13 protein-coding genes are annotated in these 13,391 nt (G+C 63.9%); 6 read left to right on the top strand and 7 right to left on the bottom strand.

Going from position 1 to position 13,391, the window contains the following annotated elements; all coding sequences use genetic code 11:
• Positions 1 to 41: 41 nt before the first annotated feature.
• Positions 42 to 407 carry a PilZ domain-containing protein gene (locus N430_RS24845; RefSeq protein WP_110639451.1) on the bottom strand — a complete coding sequence of 122 codons (366 nt, stop codon included), beginning with the start codon at positions 405 to 407 and terminating at the stop codon, positions 42 to 44.
• 166 nt (positions 408 to 573) lie between these two features.
• Between N430_RS24845 and N430_RS24840 the strand changes: the two genes are divergently transcribed.
• The 3 genes from N430_RS24840 to yjiA all read left to right on the top strand — a co-directional run bounded on the left by N430_RS24840 (position 574) and on the right by yjiA (position 3,907).
• Positions 574 to 2,640 carry a carbon starvation CstA family protein gene (locus N430_RS24840; protein WP_110639450.1) on the top strand — a complete coding sequence of 689 codons (2,067 nt, stop codon included), beginning with the start codon at positions 574 to 576 and terminating at the stop codon, positions 2,638 to 2,640.
• Between the two features lie 13 nt (positions 2,641 to 2,653).
• Positions 2,654 to 2,851, top strand: coding sequence for a YbdD/YjiX family protein (locus N430_RS24835; protein ID WP_054887128.1), 198 nt, complete (start codon positions 2,654 to 2,656; stop codon positions 2,849 to 2,851).
• Positions 2,852 to 2,929: 78 nt separating this feature from the next.
• Complete coding sequence (gene yjiA / locus N430_RS24830) at positions 2,930 to 3,907, top strand: GTPase (RefSeq protein ID WP_110639449.1); 978 nt, start codon at positions 2,930 to 2,932, stop codon at positions 3,905 to 3,907.
• Here yjiA and N430_RS24825 read toward each other — a convergent pair.
• Complete coding sequence (locus N430_RS24825) at positions 3,867 to 5,354, bottom strand: methylenetetrahydrofolate reductase C-terminal domain-containing protein (protein WP_110639448.1); 1,488 nt, start codon at positions 5,352 to 5,354, stop codon at positions 3,867 to 3,869. The two genes, yjiA and N430_RS24825, sit on opposite strands and share 41 nt — an antisense overlap.
• Positions 5,355 to 5,583: 229 nt before the next feature.
• Here N430_RS24825 and N430_RS24820 point away from each other — a divergent pair, with 229 nt between their 5' ends.
• Positions 5,584 to 6,393 (top strand): 5-methyltetrahydropteroyltriglutamate--homocysteine methyltransferase, encoded by an 810-nt coding sequence (locus N430_RS24820; protein ID WP_110639447.1) that lies wholly within the window; start codon positions 5,584 to 5,586, stop codon positions 6,391 to 6,393.
• Here N430_RS24820 and N430_RS24815 read toward each other — a convergent pair whose 3' ends face one another.
• Positions 6,394 to 7,572, bottom strand: a complete 1,179-nt coding sequence (locus tag N430_RS24815) for an acetyl-CoA C-acetyltransferase (RefSeq protein WP_110639446.1) — start codon at positions 7,570 to 7,572, stop codon at positions 6,394 to 6,396.
• A 177-nt stretch (positions 7,573 to 7,749) separates the two neighbouring features.
• Between N430_RS24815 and N430_RS24810 the strand changes: the two genes are divergently transcribed.
• The gene (locus tag N430_RS24810; protein ID WP_110639445.1) at positions 7,750 to 8,016 is read left to right on the top strand and encodes a PepSY domain-containing protein; all 267 of its coding nucleotides are present in this window, start codon (positions 7,750 to 7,752) and stop codon (positions 8,014 to 8,016) included.
• A gap of 116 nt (positions 8,017 to 8,132) precedes the next feature.
• On the opposite strand, the gene N430_RS24805 is transcribed toward N430_RS24810, so the two are convergent.
• The 4 genes from N430_RS24805 to N430_RS24790 are packed head-to-tail and all read right to left on the bottom strand — an operon-like array spanning position 8,133 to position 12,267.
• Complete coding sequence (locus N430_RS24805) at positions 8,133 to 9,242, bottom strand: agmatine/peptidylarginine deiminase (protein WP_110639444.1); 1,110 nt, start codon at positions 9,240 to 9,242, stop codon at positions 8,133 to 8,135.
• 3 nt (positions 9,243 to 9,245) lie between these two features.
• Positions 9,246 to 10,331 carry an extracellular solute-binding protein gene (locus N430_RS24800; protein WP_110639443.1) on the bottom strand — a complete coding sequence of 362 codons (1,086 nt, stop codon included), beginning with the start codon at positions 10,329 to 10,331 and terminating at the stop codon, positions 9,246 to 9,248.
• A gap of 2 nt (positions 10,332 to 10,333) precedes the next feature.
• Positions 10,334 to 11,230: an N-carbamoylputrescine amidase gene (gene aguB, locus N430_RS24795; protein WP_110639442.1), complete on the bottom strand. Its 897-nt coding sequence runs from the start codon at positions 11,228 to 11,230 to the stop codon at positions 10,334 to 10,336.
• On the bottom strand, positions 11,227 to 12,267 hold the full coding sequence (locus N430_RS24790) for an agmatine/peptidylarginine deiminase (protein ID WP_110639441.1): 1,041 nt from the start codon (positions 12,265 to 12,267) through the stop codon (positions 11,227 to 11,229). The genes aguB and N430_RS24790 overlap by 4 nt, the downstream gene beginning before the upstream one ends.
• 135 nt (positions 12,268 to 12,402) lie before the next feature.
• Here N430_RS24790 and N430_RS24785 point away from each other — a divergent pair, with 135 nt between their 5' ends.
• On the top strand, positions 12,403 to 13,263 hold the full coding sequence (locus tag N430_RS24785; RefSeq protein ID WP_110639440.1) for a LysR substrate-binding domain-containing protein: 861 nt from the start codon (positions 12,403 to 12,405) through the stop codon (positions 13,261 to 13,263).
• Positions 13,264 to 13,391: the final 128 nt, after the last annotated feature.

The following is a 13,391-nucleotide window of genomic DNA, read 5'->3' as shown; positions in this document are numbered from 1 at the left end:
AGAAACAGAAGGTGGGAAGGCTGTTAGCCAGCTAACAGATTCTATTCTTCGATGAGTTCGCGCAGCTCGCGCATCATTTCGGTGCCATCTGCCAGGTTCAATTCCACAAGACGGTGCAAATGGGTCATGGAGTCGACGTCGATGTACAGGCAGACGAAGCCCAGGCGGGTGGGCTCCTCATGGCGCAGTTCCACCTGCATTTGTACCCGCACCTCGGGGTTCAGGTGGATGACCGCATCGAAGTCCTGGGTCAGGTCGGCGTCCCAGGGTTCGGGGCATTTGACCAGCATGCCCTTGAGCGACACATCCAACAGTTTTACCGGCCAGCGGCGGTCGCCCTGGCGCAGCTCGGTGGGGGCATCGAAATCGATGCGCTGGAAGCGGCGGCGTTCGTCGTGATCGCTCATGGGGTAGGTCCTCGGGTGACATCCTGACTATAGTTAACTGGATATGTGCATCAGGTACCGCAATCTGGCCGCAGAGGCTCTAGACCAAAGCAAGTGTGGCAATGCGCGATGACACGCCCTAGACTCGATGGGCGGTCTTTTCCAATCCACCAGCTGGAAGCAAACCATGAACAACAATAATAGCCTGCTACGCCACATTCCGTGGCTGGCGCTGGCAGTCATAGGGGCCTGCGCGCTGGGTGTGGTTGCCCTGCGTCGCGGCGAGGCGATCAATGCCTTGTGGATCGTGGTCGCCGCGGTGGCCATCTACCTGGTCGCCTACCGTTACTACAGCCTGTTCATCGCCACCAAGGTGATGCAACTCGACCCTCGCCGAGCCACCCCGGCGGTGCTCAACAACGACGGTCTGGACTACGTTCCTACCAACAAACACATTCTCTTCGGTCACCACTTTGCCGCCATTGCTGGCGCCGGCCCCTTGGTTGGCCCGGTACTCGCCGCGCAAATGGGCTACCTGCCCGGCACGCTGTGGCTGATCGCCGGCGTGGTGCTGGCCGGTGCGGTACAGGACTTCATGGTCCTGTTCCTGTCCACCCGCCGCAACGGCCGCTCGCTGGGCGACATGGTGCGTGAGGAGATGGGCCGCATCCCGGGGACCATCGCCCTGTTCGGCTGCTTCCTGATCATGATCATCATCCTCGCGGTGCTGGCGCTGATCGTGGTCAAGGCCCTGGCCGAGAGCCCATGGGGCATGTTCACGGTGATGGCGACCATCCCGATCGCGATGTTCATGGGCGTCTACATGCGCTACATCCGCCCGGGCCGCATCGGCGAGATCTCGGTGGTTGGCGTGGTGCTGCTGCTGGCGTCGATCTGGCTGGGGGGCCAGATTGCTGCTGATCCGGTCTGGGGCCCGGCATTCACCTTCACGGGCGTGCAGATCACCTGGATGCTGGTCGGCTACGGCTTCGTTGCCGCCGTGCTGCCGGTCTGGCTGGTACTGGCGCCGCGTGACTACCTGTCGACCTTCCTCAAGATCGGTACCATCATCGCCCTGGCCATCGGCATCCTGGTGACCATGCCCGAGCTGAAAATGCCAGCGCTGACCCAGTTCACCGACGGCACCGGCCCGGTGTGGAAGGGTACCCTGTTCCCGTTCCTGTTCATCACCATCGCCTGCGGCGCGGTGTCCGGCTTCCATGCGCTGATCTCCTCGGGGACCACGCCGAAGCTGTTGGACAACGAAGCCAACGCCCGTTACATCGGCTACGGCGGCATGCTGATGGAATCGTTCGTCGCCATCATGGCCATGGTCGCCGCTTCGGTGATCGAGCCGGGCGTGTACTTCGCCATGAACAGCCCGGCCGCCGTGGTGGGCGCCGACGTGGCTTCGGTGGCGCAAACGGTCAGCAGCTGGGGCTTCATGATCACCCCTGAGCAGCTCGAAGCGGTGGCCCGCGACATCGGCGAGCACACCGTACTCGCCCGTGCCGGTGGTGCACCGACCCTGGCGGTGGGTATCGCGCAGATCCTGCACCAGGTGCTGCCGGGTGAAAACACCATGGCCTTCTGGTACCACTTCGCGATCCTGTTCGAGGCGCTATTCATCCTCACCGCAGTGGACGCCGGTACCCGTGCCGGCCGCTTCATGCTGCAAGACCTGCTGGGCAGCTTCGTGCCGGCGCTCAAGCGCACCGAGTCGTGGACTGCCAACCTCATTGGCACTGCCGGCTGCGTGGCGCTGTGGGGCTACCTGCTGTACCAGGGCGTGATCGACCCACTGGGCGGCATCAACACCCTGTGGCCGCTGTTCGGTATCTCCAACCAGATGCTGGCCGGTATCGCGCTGATGCTCGGCACCGTGGTACTGATCAAGATGAAGCGCGAGCGCTACATCTGGGTCACCCTGCTGCCGGCTGCCTGGCTGCTGATCTGCACCACTGCGGCGGGCCTGATCAAGCTGTTCGACCCGAACCCGGCCGTCGGCTTCCTGGCCTTGGCCAAGAAGTACAGCACCGCGCTGGACGCCGGTCAGGTACTGGCTCCGGCCAAGGACATCGACCAGATGCAGCACGTGATCTTCAACGCCTACACCAACGCCGGCCTGACCATTCTGTTCCTGCTGGTGGTGTTCAGTGTGCTGTTCTTCGCCCTCAAGGTCGGCTACGCCGCCCTCGGTCGCAAAGAGCGCACCGACAAGGAAACCCCGTTCCAGGCCCTGCCTGACGCTTGAGAGGACTGCAGTGATGTTCAACGACCTGGGTCGACTGGGTAAGTACCTGGGGCAGGCAGCCCGCCTGATGGTCGGCATGCCCGACTACGACAACTACGTCGAGCACATGCGCAACAAGCACCCGGACAAGCCGGTGATGACGTACGAGGCGTTCTTCCGCGAACGTCAGGAAGCACGGTACGGTGGCAAGTCCGGGCCCAAGTGCTGTTGAACCTGCATCTTGCGTGAACCTGTGGGAGGCCGGGCAACCGGCCTCCCACAATCTTTTTCAGCTTCAGGAGATTTTTGCGTGCAGACGCCCATTCCCGTTACCGTCCTGACCGGCTTTCTCGGTGCCGGCAAGACCACGCTGCTCAAGCACATGCTCAAGGCTGAACACGGCCTGAAGATCGCCGTGATCGAGAACGAGTTCAGCGAGGCCGGCATCGACAGCCAGTTGCTTGGCGACGAGCCAGTACAGGTCATGACCCTGGCCAATGGCTGCGTGTGCTGCAGCATCCACGGCGACCTGACCCGTGCCCTGTACCTGCTGCTCGAGCGCCTGGACGCTGGCGAGATCACCTTCGACCGCCTGGTGATCGAATGCACCGGCCTGGCTGACCCGGCACCCGTGGCGCAGACCTTTTTCATCGATGAAGAACTGCGCGATCGCTACATCCTCGACGGCATCATCACCTTGGTCGATGCTGCCCACGCCGAGGTGCACCTGACCCAGACCATCGCCCAGGCCCAGGTCGGTTTTGCCGATCGCCTGCTGCTGAGCAAGACCGACCTGGTCGAACCGGCTGCAGTTGAGGCCCTGCGCGAGCGCCTGGCGCGGATCAATGGAAGGGCGGCGATCCGAGTGGTCGAACATGGCCGCATCGACCTCGCCGAGCTGCTCGATGTGCGCGGTTTCAACCTGAACCCGGACCTGGGCGCCAACCTCAAGCCAAGCCTGCGCCCGGTGCTCAAGCCGGCCACGCCGGACCGGATTTCCACCCTGGTGTTGCGTACCGAGACCGCACTGGACATCGACCGCCTCAGCGACTTCATGAACGAATTGCTGGAAGAGCACGGCAAGCAGCTGCTGCGCTACAAAGGCGTGCTGAACATCGCTGGCGAGGAGCGTCGCCTGGTGTTCCAGGGCGTGCTCAAGCTCTATGGCTTCGACTGGGATGCCGAATGGGCGGCAGGCGAGCAGCGCGAGAGCGTGATGGTGTTCATCGCAGATGAACTGCCCGAAGCTAAGATTCGGGCTGGGTTCGAGGCGCTGGCTGCGGGCTGAGTTGGCGCGGCGGCTGAGTCTCGAACCACTGCGGCCAGGAGCTGCGGTGGCGTGTCTCGACCTCGATGCACGGGATCAGTCGCTCAGTGAGCACGGCGGTTTGCCGCACGGCCTTGGCGGTGCGGTACTTGACGCTGTGGATGCACTCGCGGTCGCCAAACTCGCAGCGGTTCAGCGCGGTGCCACCGCAAGGGCCGTTGGCCAGGCCTTTGGGGCAGGTTTCCGGGCAGGTGTAGAGGGTGTCTTCCAGGCGGCAGCGGCCGCAGGTGTCGCAGCCAATCAACGGGCGTTTGACCGCCCGTTCCAGCCCGTGCAGCACCCGGGCCCCACGTTTGGTTACCCACAGTGGCTGGCGCACGACCCAGCCGAACGCCTTGCTGAGCCAGTTGGTGCGGCTGAACAGTAGCGAATGGGCGCTGTGCAACAGGTGATAGCGGACTTTCTCCTTGGCTGAGGCGCTGACGGTCGATTCACCTTGGCGCCAGTTGCCCTGTGGCGGATGGAAAGCCACGATGGGCAGGCCTGGCATCTGCCAGCTGTCGGCCCAGGCGGGCGCCCAGTGCTCCAGCGAATGGATCTGCGCTTGCCAGTGTTCCAGGCGCTCTTCCAGTGCCAGCAGCTGCTTGAGTTCGTGAATTCCCGACAGGTGCACGCCTGCATACCCCATCAGCTTTACACCGATGATCTGCAAGGCCAGGCGGTCGACGCTGCGCGCCTGGGCGAAAGCCTTGGACACCTTGCTTTCGGCTTCGAGCAGGTCGCACATCGAAGGCGAGACGGTTACCCCTGCCACATGCTCGAGCATCGTCGCGCGGCCGTGGGTCAGGCTCATCAGGCAGGCCAGCATCGGTTTGGGCGAGGCCTGGCGCTGCATCCAGTGCATGGCTTCCTGGTGCTTGCTGGCATCGAAGCCCAGTTGCAGGGTAAGGAAGTCGGCGCCGGCGGCGAGTTTCTTCTCGGCCTTGAAGTACTGTGCGCCGCCTTCCTCCTCGTGGTACTTGAACGGGTTCAGTGCCGCGCCGAGCAACCAGTGCGGGCAGGCCTGGCGGGCAATCAGCAAGGCCGCGACCGACTCCAGGTAGCGCACCGGGCGTTCACCGGGCTGGTGGCCGGGCAGGCGGTCGCCGGTTAGCAGCAGCAACTGATCGAGGCCGGCGGCGTCCATGCGTTGTAACTGAGCCAACAGATGATGGCGTTCGCGGTCCTTGCCGGAGAAATGCGGCAAGGCGGGAAGTGGCGTGTTGAAAGAGGCGAGGGCGTCCAGCGGCGACATGTCCAGCGGGCTGCCCACGCGGTCGCCGATGGCGACGGTCATGGGCCAGCCGCACAACTGCCCGCGGGCCATGATCGCCTCCATTGCGGCGAAGCGTTCCGCCGAGGGCTTGGGGACGAATTCCATGACGCAGACGAAGTGTTTTTCGCGCAGCGCGGCTTTCAGCAGACTCATGGCTCGAGGGCACCTGGAGTATTCAGGTTGGCATTGTGCGGCAGGTTATCGGTCGGGCTCATGTCTCAATACGTAGGCTGCTGCTCTGAACAAGACATTCAGGTTCATGGGCATCATGAGCATTTCTTGAGTTCATCTCAAATTTAATGAGTTTGTCTCAGGTGCTCGCGGGCCGGAAAATCCCCTCATTCATTTCGGTACTCATTTTCAGAACTCTGAGGGACAAGACATGGCACTGGCACACAACCTGGGCTTTCCACGCTTTGGCAGTGACCGCGAGCTGCGTGCCCGCCACTGGCAAGTGCAGAAAGACGCCGGCATCGAGCTGCTGCCAGTGGGTGATTTCGCCTGGTGCGACCAGCCGTTTGCCCAATGCTGGGAGCAACTGTTCGACGAAGTGACCGAAGCCAAGGCTTTGGGCCATGCAGTCAAACCGGTGGTGATCGGCCCTTTGACCTATCTGTGGCAGGCCAGCAATGGCAACGCCGACCTCGACGAGCTGGAACACCTGCTGCCGCTGTATGACCTGGGCCTGAACCGTCTGGCTGCCCTGGGGGCCGAATGGGTGCAGATCGATGAGCCGATCCTGGCCCAGGAACTGCCGCAGGATTGGAAAAACGCTTTCGAACGGGTCTACAACATCCTTCAGCGTGCACCGTTGAAGAAGCTGATCGCCACCTACCTTGGTGGCCTGGAAGGCAACCTCGGCCTGGCCGTCAGCCTGCCGGTCGATGGCTTGCACGTCGACCTGGTGCAGGCCCCCGAGCAGTACCAGACCATCCTCGACCGGCTACCGGCCTACAAGGTGCTGTCGCTCGGCCTGGTCGACGGCCGCAACGCCTCGCCCTGCGACCTGGAAAATACCCTGGAGCTGCTGCGCGATGCCCATGACCGTCTGGGCGATCGGCTGTGGCTGGCCACAGCCTGCCCGTTACTGCACAGCCCGGTGGAGCAGGCTGTGCACAAGTGCCAGGAAGCCGCGCTGCTGGCCAGGGCCGTCAACGAAGCGGCTGCCCGCGAGTTGCGCGCTACCGCCTGATCAACGCTCGATCGCCAGTGCGACCCCTTGGCCACCACCAATGCACAAGGTGGCCAGCCCCTTCCTCGCATCCCGCTTGATCATTTCGTGCAGCAAGGTCACCAGCACGCGGCACCCGGAAGCACCGATCGGGTGCCCCAGGGCAATCGCGCCGCCATTGACGTTGACCTTGCTGGCATCCCACTCCAGCGCCTTGCCCACCGCCAGTGCCTGCGCGGCAAAGGCCTCGTTGGCTTCGATCAGGTCAAGGTCGGCCAGCTGCCAGCCCGCCTTGTCCAGGCAGCGCTGGGTCGCCGATACCGGGCCGATGCCCATGATCGCCGGGTCCACGCCGGCACTGGCATAACCGGCAATCTTCGCCAGCACCGGCAGCCCCAGGGCCTTGGCTTTGCTGGCGCTCATCAGCAGCACCGCGGCGGCGCCGTCGTTGAGGCTGGAGGCATTGCCGGCGGTGACGCTGCCGTCCTTCTTGAAGGCCGGGCGCAGCTTGGCCAGCGACTCGGCGGTGGTGTCCGGGCGGGGTTGTTCATCACGGTCGAAGACTTTCGGCTCGCCTTTTTTCTGCGGCATCACGATCGGGGTGATCTCGTCCTTGAAGCGGCCTGCTTCGATCGCCGCCACGGCCTTGCGCTGTGACTCGGCGGCGAAGGCGTCCTGCTGCTCACGGCTGAGGCCGTATTTGTCCACCAGGTTCTCGGCGGTGATGCCCATGTGGTAGTCGTTGAAGGCATCCCACAGGCCGTCAGTGATCATGCTGTCGATCAGCTGGCCATGGCCCATGCGCTGGCCGGTGCGGGCAGATGGCATCACATAGGGGGCCAGGCTCATGTTCTCCTGGCCACCGGCGATCACCACCTCGGCGTCACCGCAACGGATCGCCTGCGCCGCCAGGTGCAGGGCCTTCAGGCCCGAACCGCAGACCTTGTTCAGGGTCAGTGCCGGCACGCTGTAGGGTAGGCCGGCCTTGATCGCGGCCTGGCGCGCCGGGTTCTGCCCGGCACCGGCGGTGAGCACCTGGCCGAGGATCACTTCATCGACCTGGGCCGGGTCCAGCCGGGTCTGCCCCAGCAGCTGCCTGATCACTGCTGCACCGAGGTCGACGGCCGGCACATTGGCCAGGGCACCCTGGAAGCTGCCGATGGCGGTACGGGTTGCGGCGACGATGACCACGTCGTTCATGTTGTTGTTCTCCGGGCAATGGGCGTAGTGCTGCCAGCATCGGCGGGTTGGGTTGATTTGTTAAGTTTGTTTTTCTTTGTGATTGATGTGAAAAGCCAATCAATCCGCTGTGAGCTACGCTCAATGGGTTGCATCTCGCACTGTGCTGTTCCTCTCATCAGATTGGAGCTTATCGCCATGCGTATTCTCGTTGCCCTCGCACTCTCCATTGCCAGCGACGCCACCTTCGCCGCCACCCAATGCACCAGCGCCGACAGAAGTACCTGGCAAGACCCGGACAAGTTCCAGGCCCAGCTCGAGGAGCAGGGTTACACGATCAAGAAGTTCAAGGTCACCAAAGGCAACTGTTATGAGATCTATGGCTTGGACAAGGAGGGCAGGAAAGTCGAGATCTACCATGACCCGGTTACTGGCAAGGTGGTCAAGAGTGAGATCGAAGATTGATGGTTGGGTGTTCGCCTTGAGTGTTTCAGCGCCTTTGAGACCGAGCGCCGCGCGGGCGGCGCTCGGTCTCATAGGCGCTGTATTCCTTTCGACAGGCACCCCGCAGGCAACACAGATCAAACAGCCGGGCACTGGTGGGTCACACAATGAATTCCCCCGCCACCCGCCGCAATCGCATCGATGTCCAGCTGCACGATATCCCGCCCTGGGTACAACACGGCCAGTAGCGCCCGGGCTTTTTCATCGGCCTGCGCATCCCCGAACTGCGGTGCGATGATCGCGCCGTTGATCACGAAGTAGTTGATGTACCCCGCCGCAAAGTCGTCATTGCCTCGGCTGAACCTGTTGCGCCGCCCGCGCATGGGCGGCGATACCACATGCACCTGCAGGCGCCTGCCTTCGGCATCGGTGGCTTTCTTGAGTATCTCCAGGTGCTTGCGGGTCACCGCGTGGTCATAGGAGTCCGGGTCGTTGTCCAGGTTGGCGATCACTACCCCCGGGCGGACGAAGCGGGCATAGAAGTCCACATGCCCGTCGGTGATGTCTTCCCCGGCGATGCCTGGCAGCCAGATGACCTTGCTCAACCCCAGGCGTGCCTTGAGTTCGGCCTCGACGTCGGCCTTGCTCCAGTCCGGGTTGCGGTTGGCATTGATCCAGCTGCTCTCGGTCATGATGCCGGTGCCGTGGCCGTCCACCTCGATGGCACCGCCTTCGCCCACCAGTTCGCTGCGCTGGTAACGGGCGTTGGCCAGAGTGGCCACACGCTTGGCCAGCTGCGCGTCGTTCTGGTGGCGTTGCTTGTTGCCCCAGCCGTTGAAGTTGAAATCCACCGCAGCGAGGGCGCCATCGTCGTCGACGACGAAGTTGGCGCCGATGTCGCGCATCCAGATGTCGTCCAGATTGCATTCGACAAAGGAGGTGTTGTGGCTGGCGCAGTGCCGCTCGGCCAGTTCGCGTTCGCCGGGGCGGCAGAACACGGTCACTGGCTGATAGCGGGCGATGGCCTGGGCGATACGGCCCAAGGCGGCTTGCACGTCGGCAGTGAAGTCCTCCCAGATGGCTTTCTGGGCACCGAAGGCGATGAACGCGCGCTGCTGTGGTTCGCCTTCGTCGGGCATGAACCAGCGCCCGGGCTCCTCGGCGCGGGCCAGGCCCAGCGGCAGGCCAAGGCTGGCACCGACGCCTGTGACCAGTGAAAGTTGCAGGAAGGTTCTACGGCTGGGCATGGGTCAGTCCTGTGCAGTCTTGAAGCGGGTCCACACGCGCATGCGCGCTCGCATGTCGGCCTGTGGAATGTCCCGGCCCGGGATCAGCCGGGCGTAGGTGGCTTCGTCGAGGTAGATGTCGGGATTGTCGCGCATGCGCGGGTCCACCGCCTGGCGTGCCTTGGCGCTGGCCGTGGGGTAGCCGGTGAAGTTGCTGATGGCAGCCATGTTCGCCGGGCGCATGACGAAGTTGATGAAACGATAGGCGTATTCCGGGTGCTGGGCATCCGCCGGTATGGCCATGGTGTCCATCCATACCGTGGTGCCCTGGCGCGGTACGCGGTACTGGAAGTCGAGGTGCTTGCCGGCAGCGTCGGCGGCGCGCTGGGCCTGGATCACGTCGCCGCTGTAGCCAAGCGACAGGCACAGGTTCTCGTTGACCAGCTCGGTCACCGGTTGCGACTGGAACTTGCGGATGTACGGGCGTACCGCCTTGAGCAGTTCGCTGGCGGCCGCCAGGTCTTCACGCTTGGCGCTGCGCGGTTCGCGGCCCAGGTAATGGAGCACCACGGCCAGCACTTCGTCAGGCGAGTCGATGACCGAGATGCCGCAATCGGCGAACTTGGCCGCCAGCTCCGGCTTGAACAGCAGGTCGAGGTTGTCCAGCGGCGCATCGGGCATGCGCTGGCGGATTTTCTCGGCATTCGCGGTCAGGCCGATGGTGCCCCAGGTGTAGGGCACGGTCGCCTGGCTGGCTTTCGGATACTGGGCGTGCAGCTTGCGCAGGCCGGGCTCGATGTCGTCGAGGGCCTCCAGGCGGCTGTGGTCGAGTGGCTGCAGGCTGCCGGCACGCATCAGTCGTTCAGCCACGGTGTCTCCGGGGAACACCAGGTCGTAGCCACTGCGCCCGGACATCAACTTGGCTTCGAGTACCTCGCTGCCGTCCATCACGTCGTAGATCACCTGGATACCGGTTTCGGCAGTGAATTGCTTGAGGGTGTCTTCGGCAAAGTAATCAGCCCAGTTGTACAGGCGCAGGGTGGGCTGGTCGGCCTGGGCCTGGCTGGCGCAGAGGGCCAGGGCCAGTGCGGCGATAACGTGGCGTTTCATGCTCAGGCCCTCGGGTTGTGTGGGTGCTTGCCGTCCAGGGTCAGCAGCGGCGCGTACATTTCCGGGCGGCGGTCGCGGTAGATGCCCCAGCTCAGGCGGTCATCGCGCATGCGTGCCAGGTCCAGGTCGTGCAGCCAGACGCCGCTGCTGTTGCGGTCGGCTTCGGCGAGCATCGCGCCCTTGTGGTCGCAGATGAACGACGAGCCGTAGAAACGCATGCTCAGTGATTCATCGCTATCGGCCACTTCCACACCGACGCGGTTGGCGGCCACCACGGGCACCAAGTTGGCGGCGGCATGACCGCGCATGGCGACCTGCCAATGGTCGCGCGAGTCCAGCTCGGCACAGCCAGGCTCGGAGCCGATGGCGGTGGGGAACAGCAGCACCTCGGCGCCCATCAGGGCCAGGCAGCGGGCCGTTTCCGGGAACCACTGGTCCCAGCAGATGCCGATGCCGAGGCGGCCAAAGGCGGTGTCCCAGACCTTGAAACCAGTATCGCCGGGGCTGAAGTACTCCTTCTCCTGGTAGCCGATGGCGTTGGGGATGTGGGTCTTGCGGTAGACGCCCAGCAGCTGGCCGTCGGCATCGGCCACGGTCAGCGAGTTGAAGAACGCATTGCCAGCGCGCTCGTACCAGCTCAACGGCAGCACCACGCCCAGCTCGCCGGCCAGGGCCGCGAAGCGTTGCAGGATCGGGCTGCTCGGGTAGGGCTCGGCCAGCGCCTGGTGCTTGTGGTCCTGCTCGATGCAGAAGTAGGGCGTGGCGAACAGCTCTTGCAGCAGGATCACCTGCGCGCCATCGGCGGCAGCCTGGCGTACCAGTTGCTCGGCGCGGTCCAGGTTATCGGGCAGGTTCCAGCTGCAAGGCATCTGGGTAGTGGCGATGCGCAGCAGGCTCATGGCTGCACCTCCGGCTGCTGCTGGGTGATGCAATGGATGCCGCCGCCGCCGTGGGCGATGGCATCGATGCGCACCGGCACGATTTCGCGGCCAGGGAAGGCGTGGGCGAGTTGCTCGGCGGCGTCCTGGTCGGCGGCGATGCCGTAGGCCGGCATGATGATCGCGCCGTTGGCGATGTAGAAGTTGGTGTAGGACGCGCAGAACACTTCGGCGTCCTGGTCGACTGCGGCGCTGGCTTCATAGAGGTCGAGCAGTTCGAAATGGCGGCCTCGAGCATCAGTGGCGAGTTCCAGGGCGCGACGGTTTTCGCGGACCACTTCGGCGTAGACCGAGCCGTGATCGTGGGTGGCATCGACCAGCAGCACGCCTGGGCGGGCGAAGGCACACACGCCATCGACATGGCCATCGGTCATGTCGCCGGTGACATACTGCGGGTCGCCAGGCAGCCAGATGGTCTTGCTGATGCCCAGGTAGCGGGCGAAGCAGGCTTCGAACTCAGCTTTGTCGATACCGGGGTTGCGGTTGGGATTGAGCAGCACCGATTCGGTGGTGATCAGCGTACCTTCACCGTCGACATGAATCGCGCCGCCTTCGTTGCACAGGAAGGTGCTGAAACCGTCCAGGCCCAGCTGGTCGAGGATACGGCGGCCGAGGCTGCGGTCGTGGCCGTGTTGCGATTTGCCGCCCCAGGCATTGAAGCGCCAGCTCAGCCCGGCCAGGCCATGCTGCGGGTGGCAGACGAAACTCGGGCCGCTGTCACGGCACCAGCTGTCGTCCACGGCCAGTTCGATCAGTTCGATGTTGGCGCCGCACAGGGCGCGGGCGCTTTGCAGGGCTGAAGGGTCGACGACCATCTTCACCGGCTCGAAGCGGGCAATGGCTGCCGCTACACGGGCATAGTCGCGCTGCACATCGGCCAGGCTGACGCGCCAACTGCTTTCCCACAGCGCCTGATTGTGTGGCCAGACCATCCAGGTTGCCGCGTGGCGGGCCCATTCGGCAGGCATACGCCAGCCGCTGTCGAGGGACAGGTGCATAGTGAACTCCGATCAATTAAGGATTTTTATCAACGAAGCCCGCCGTCGCGGGTGTTGGTGTCCATGCTATGGCTATGAAGTGGTGGCGACAAACGATAGATTTAGCCGATATCTGATTAGCAGGGCTTATCGATCATGCTCAAACACTGGCCACCGCTCAATGCCCTCAGGGGCTTCGAAGCCGCCGCACGGCTTGGCAGCTTCCACAAGGCTGCCGAGGCCCTGAATCTCACACAGTCGGCGATCAGTCAGCAGATCCGCAGCCTGGAAAATTACCTGGAACAGCCTCTGTTCTACCGCAGTGGCCGCAGCGTCAGCCTGACCGATGCCGGGCATGACCTGCTCAGCACCACTCAGTCCATGCTGCAGCACCTGGCCGTGGGCATTCGCCGTCTGGAGCAATATCGCAAGCCGAATCAACTGGTGGTCAATACCAGCCCGGCCTTCGCCCGGCACTGGTTGCTGCCGCGCCTGGCCGACTTCCATCAGCGCTGCCCGCAGGTCGACCTGTGGTTGTTTACCAGCTTCGATGTGCCGGACATGGCCAGCGAAACCATCGACCTGGCCATCCGCGACGACCTCAGTGCCCAGGCTGAGTGCAGCTTTACCGTGCTGCATCACGACCAGCTGTATCCCGCTTGCCACCCTTCGTTGCTGCAAACGCCTGCGCAGCAGCGCACCACCCTGCATGGCGAGCGCGAAATGGACTGGAGCCATTGGCAACTGGAAGGTGGCGAGGATGTGGGGCAGCAGGGCAAGGGGCTGAATTTTTCCGACCCCGGGCTGCTGCTGGATGCCGCGAGCGAAGGGCTGGGCGTTGCCCTGGTCAGCCAGTTGCTGGCGCAGCGGGCGGTGGGCGAGGGGCGCCTGCAGGCGCTGTCTGCGCAGCGGGTGCGGGGGCCGGCCTGGGCCTGCCTGGTGCACCGGGACAGCCAGGATGATCCGCTGGCCCGGCAGTTCCTCGGGTGGTTGAAAGGGGCTCTGGCGGTAGATTGATGCCGCCTGTTCCGGCCTCTTCGCGGGCAAGCCCGCTCCCACAGAGACCGCGCAAATCCTGAATGTTCCACTGTACCTGTGGGAGCGGGCTTGCCCGCGAAGAGGCCGGAACAGGCAAACCCCGGTTT

It is taken from the genome of Pseudomonas sp. CC120222-01a (assembly GCF_003097235.1).
Taxonomy (GTDB): Bacteria; Pseudomonadota; Gammaproteobacteria; order Pseudomonadales; family Pseudomonadaceae; genus Aquipseudomonas.
Note: the sequence above shows the minus strand (reverse complement) of the source record. Positions and strands in the feature narration are given on the sequence as shown.

Excerpts from the sequence above, each read along its gene's own strand:
- N430_RS24825 (WP_110639448.1), bottom strand. The coding sequence starts at position 5,354 with ATGAGTCTGCTGAAAGCCGCGCTGCGCGAAAAACACTTCGTCTGCGTC.
- N430_RS24840 (WP_110639450.1), top strand. The coding sequence starts at position 574 with ATGAACAACAATAATAGCCTGCTACGCCACATTCCGTGGCTGGCGCTG.
- N430_RS24835 (WP_054887128.1), top strand. The coding sequence starts at position 2,654 with ATGTTCAACGACCTGGGTCGACTGGGTAAGTACCTGGGGCAGGCAGCC.
- N430_RS24790 (WP_110639441.1), bottom strand. The coding sequence starts at position 12,267 with ATGCACCTGTCCCTCGACAGCGGCTGGCGTATGCCTGCCGAATGGGCC.
- N430_RS24820 (WP_110639447.1), top strand. The coding sequence starts at position 5,584 with ATGGCACTGGCACACAACCTGGGCTTTCCACGCTTTGGCAGTGACCGC.
- N430_RS24785 (WP_110639440.1), top strand. The coding sequence starts at position 12,403 with ATGCTCAAACACTGGCCACCGCTCAATGCCCTCAGGGGCTTCGAAGCC.
- N430_RS24805 (WP_110639444.1), bottom strand. The coding sequence starts at position 9,242 with ATGCCCAGCCGTAGAACCTTCCTGCAACTTTCACTGGTCACAGGCGTC.
- N430_RS24815 (WP_110639446.1), bottom strand. The coding sequence starts at position 7,572 with ATGAACGACGTGGTCATCGTCGCCGCAACCCGTACCGCCATCGGCAGC.
- aguB (WP_110639442.1), bottom strand. The coding sequence starts at position 11,230 with ATGAGCCTGCTGCGCATCGCCACTACCCAGATGCCTTGCAGCTGGAAC.
- N430_RS24810 (WP_110639445.1), top strand. The coding sequence starts at position 7,750 with ATGCGTATTCTCGTTGCCCTCGCACTCTCCATTGCCAGCGACGCCACC.
- N430_RS24845 (WP_110639451.1), bottom strand. The coding sequence starts at position 407 with ATGAGCGATCACGACGAACGCCGCCGCTTCCAGCGCATCGATTTCGAT.
- N430_RS24800 (WP_110639443.1), bottom strand. The coding sequence starts at position 10,331 with ATGAAACGCCACGTTATCGCCGCACTGGCCCTGGCCCTCTGCGCCAGC.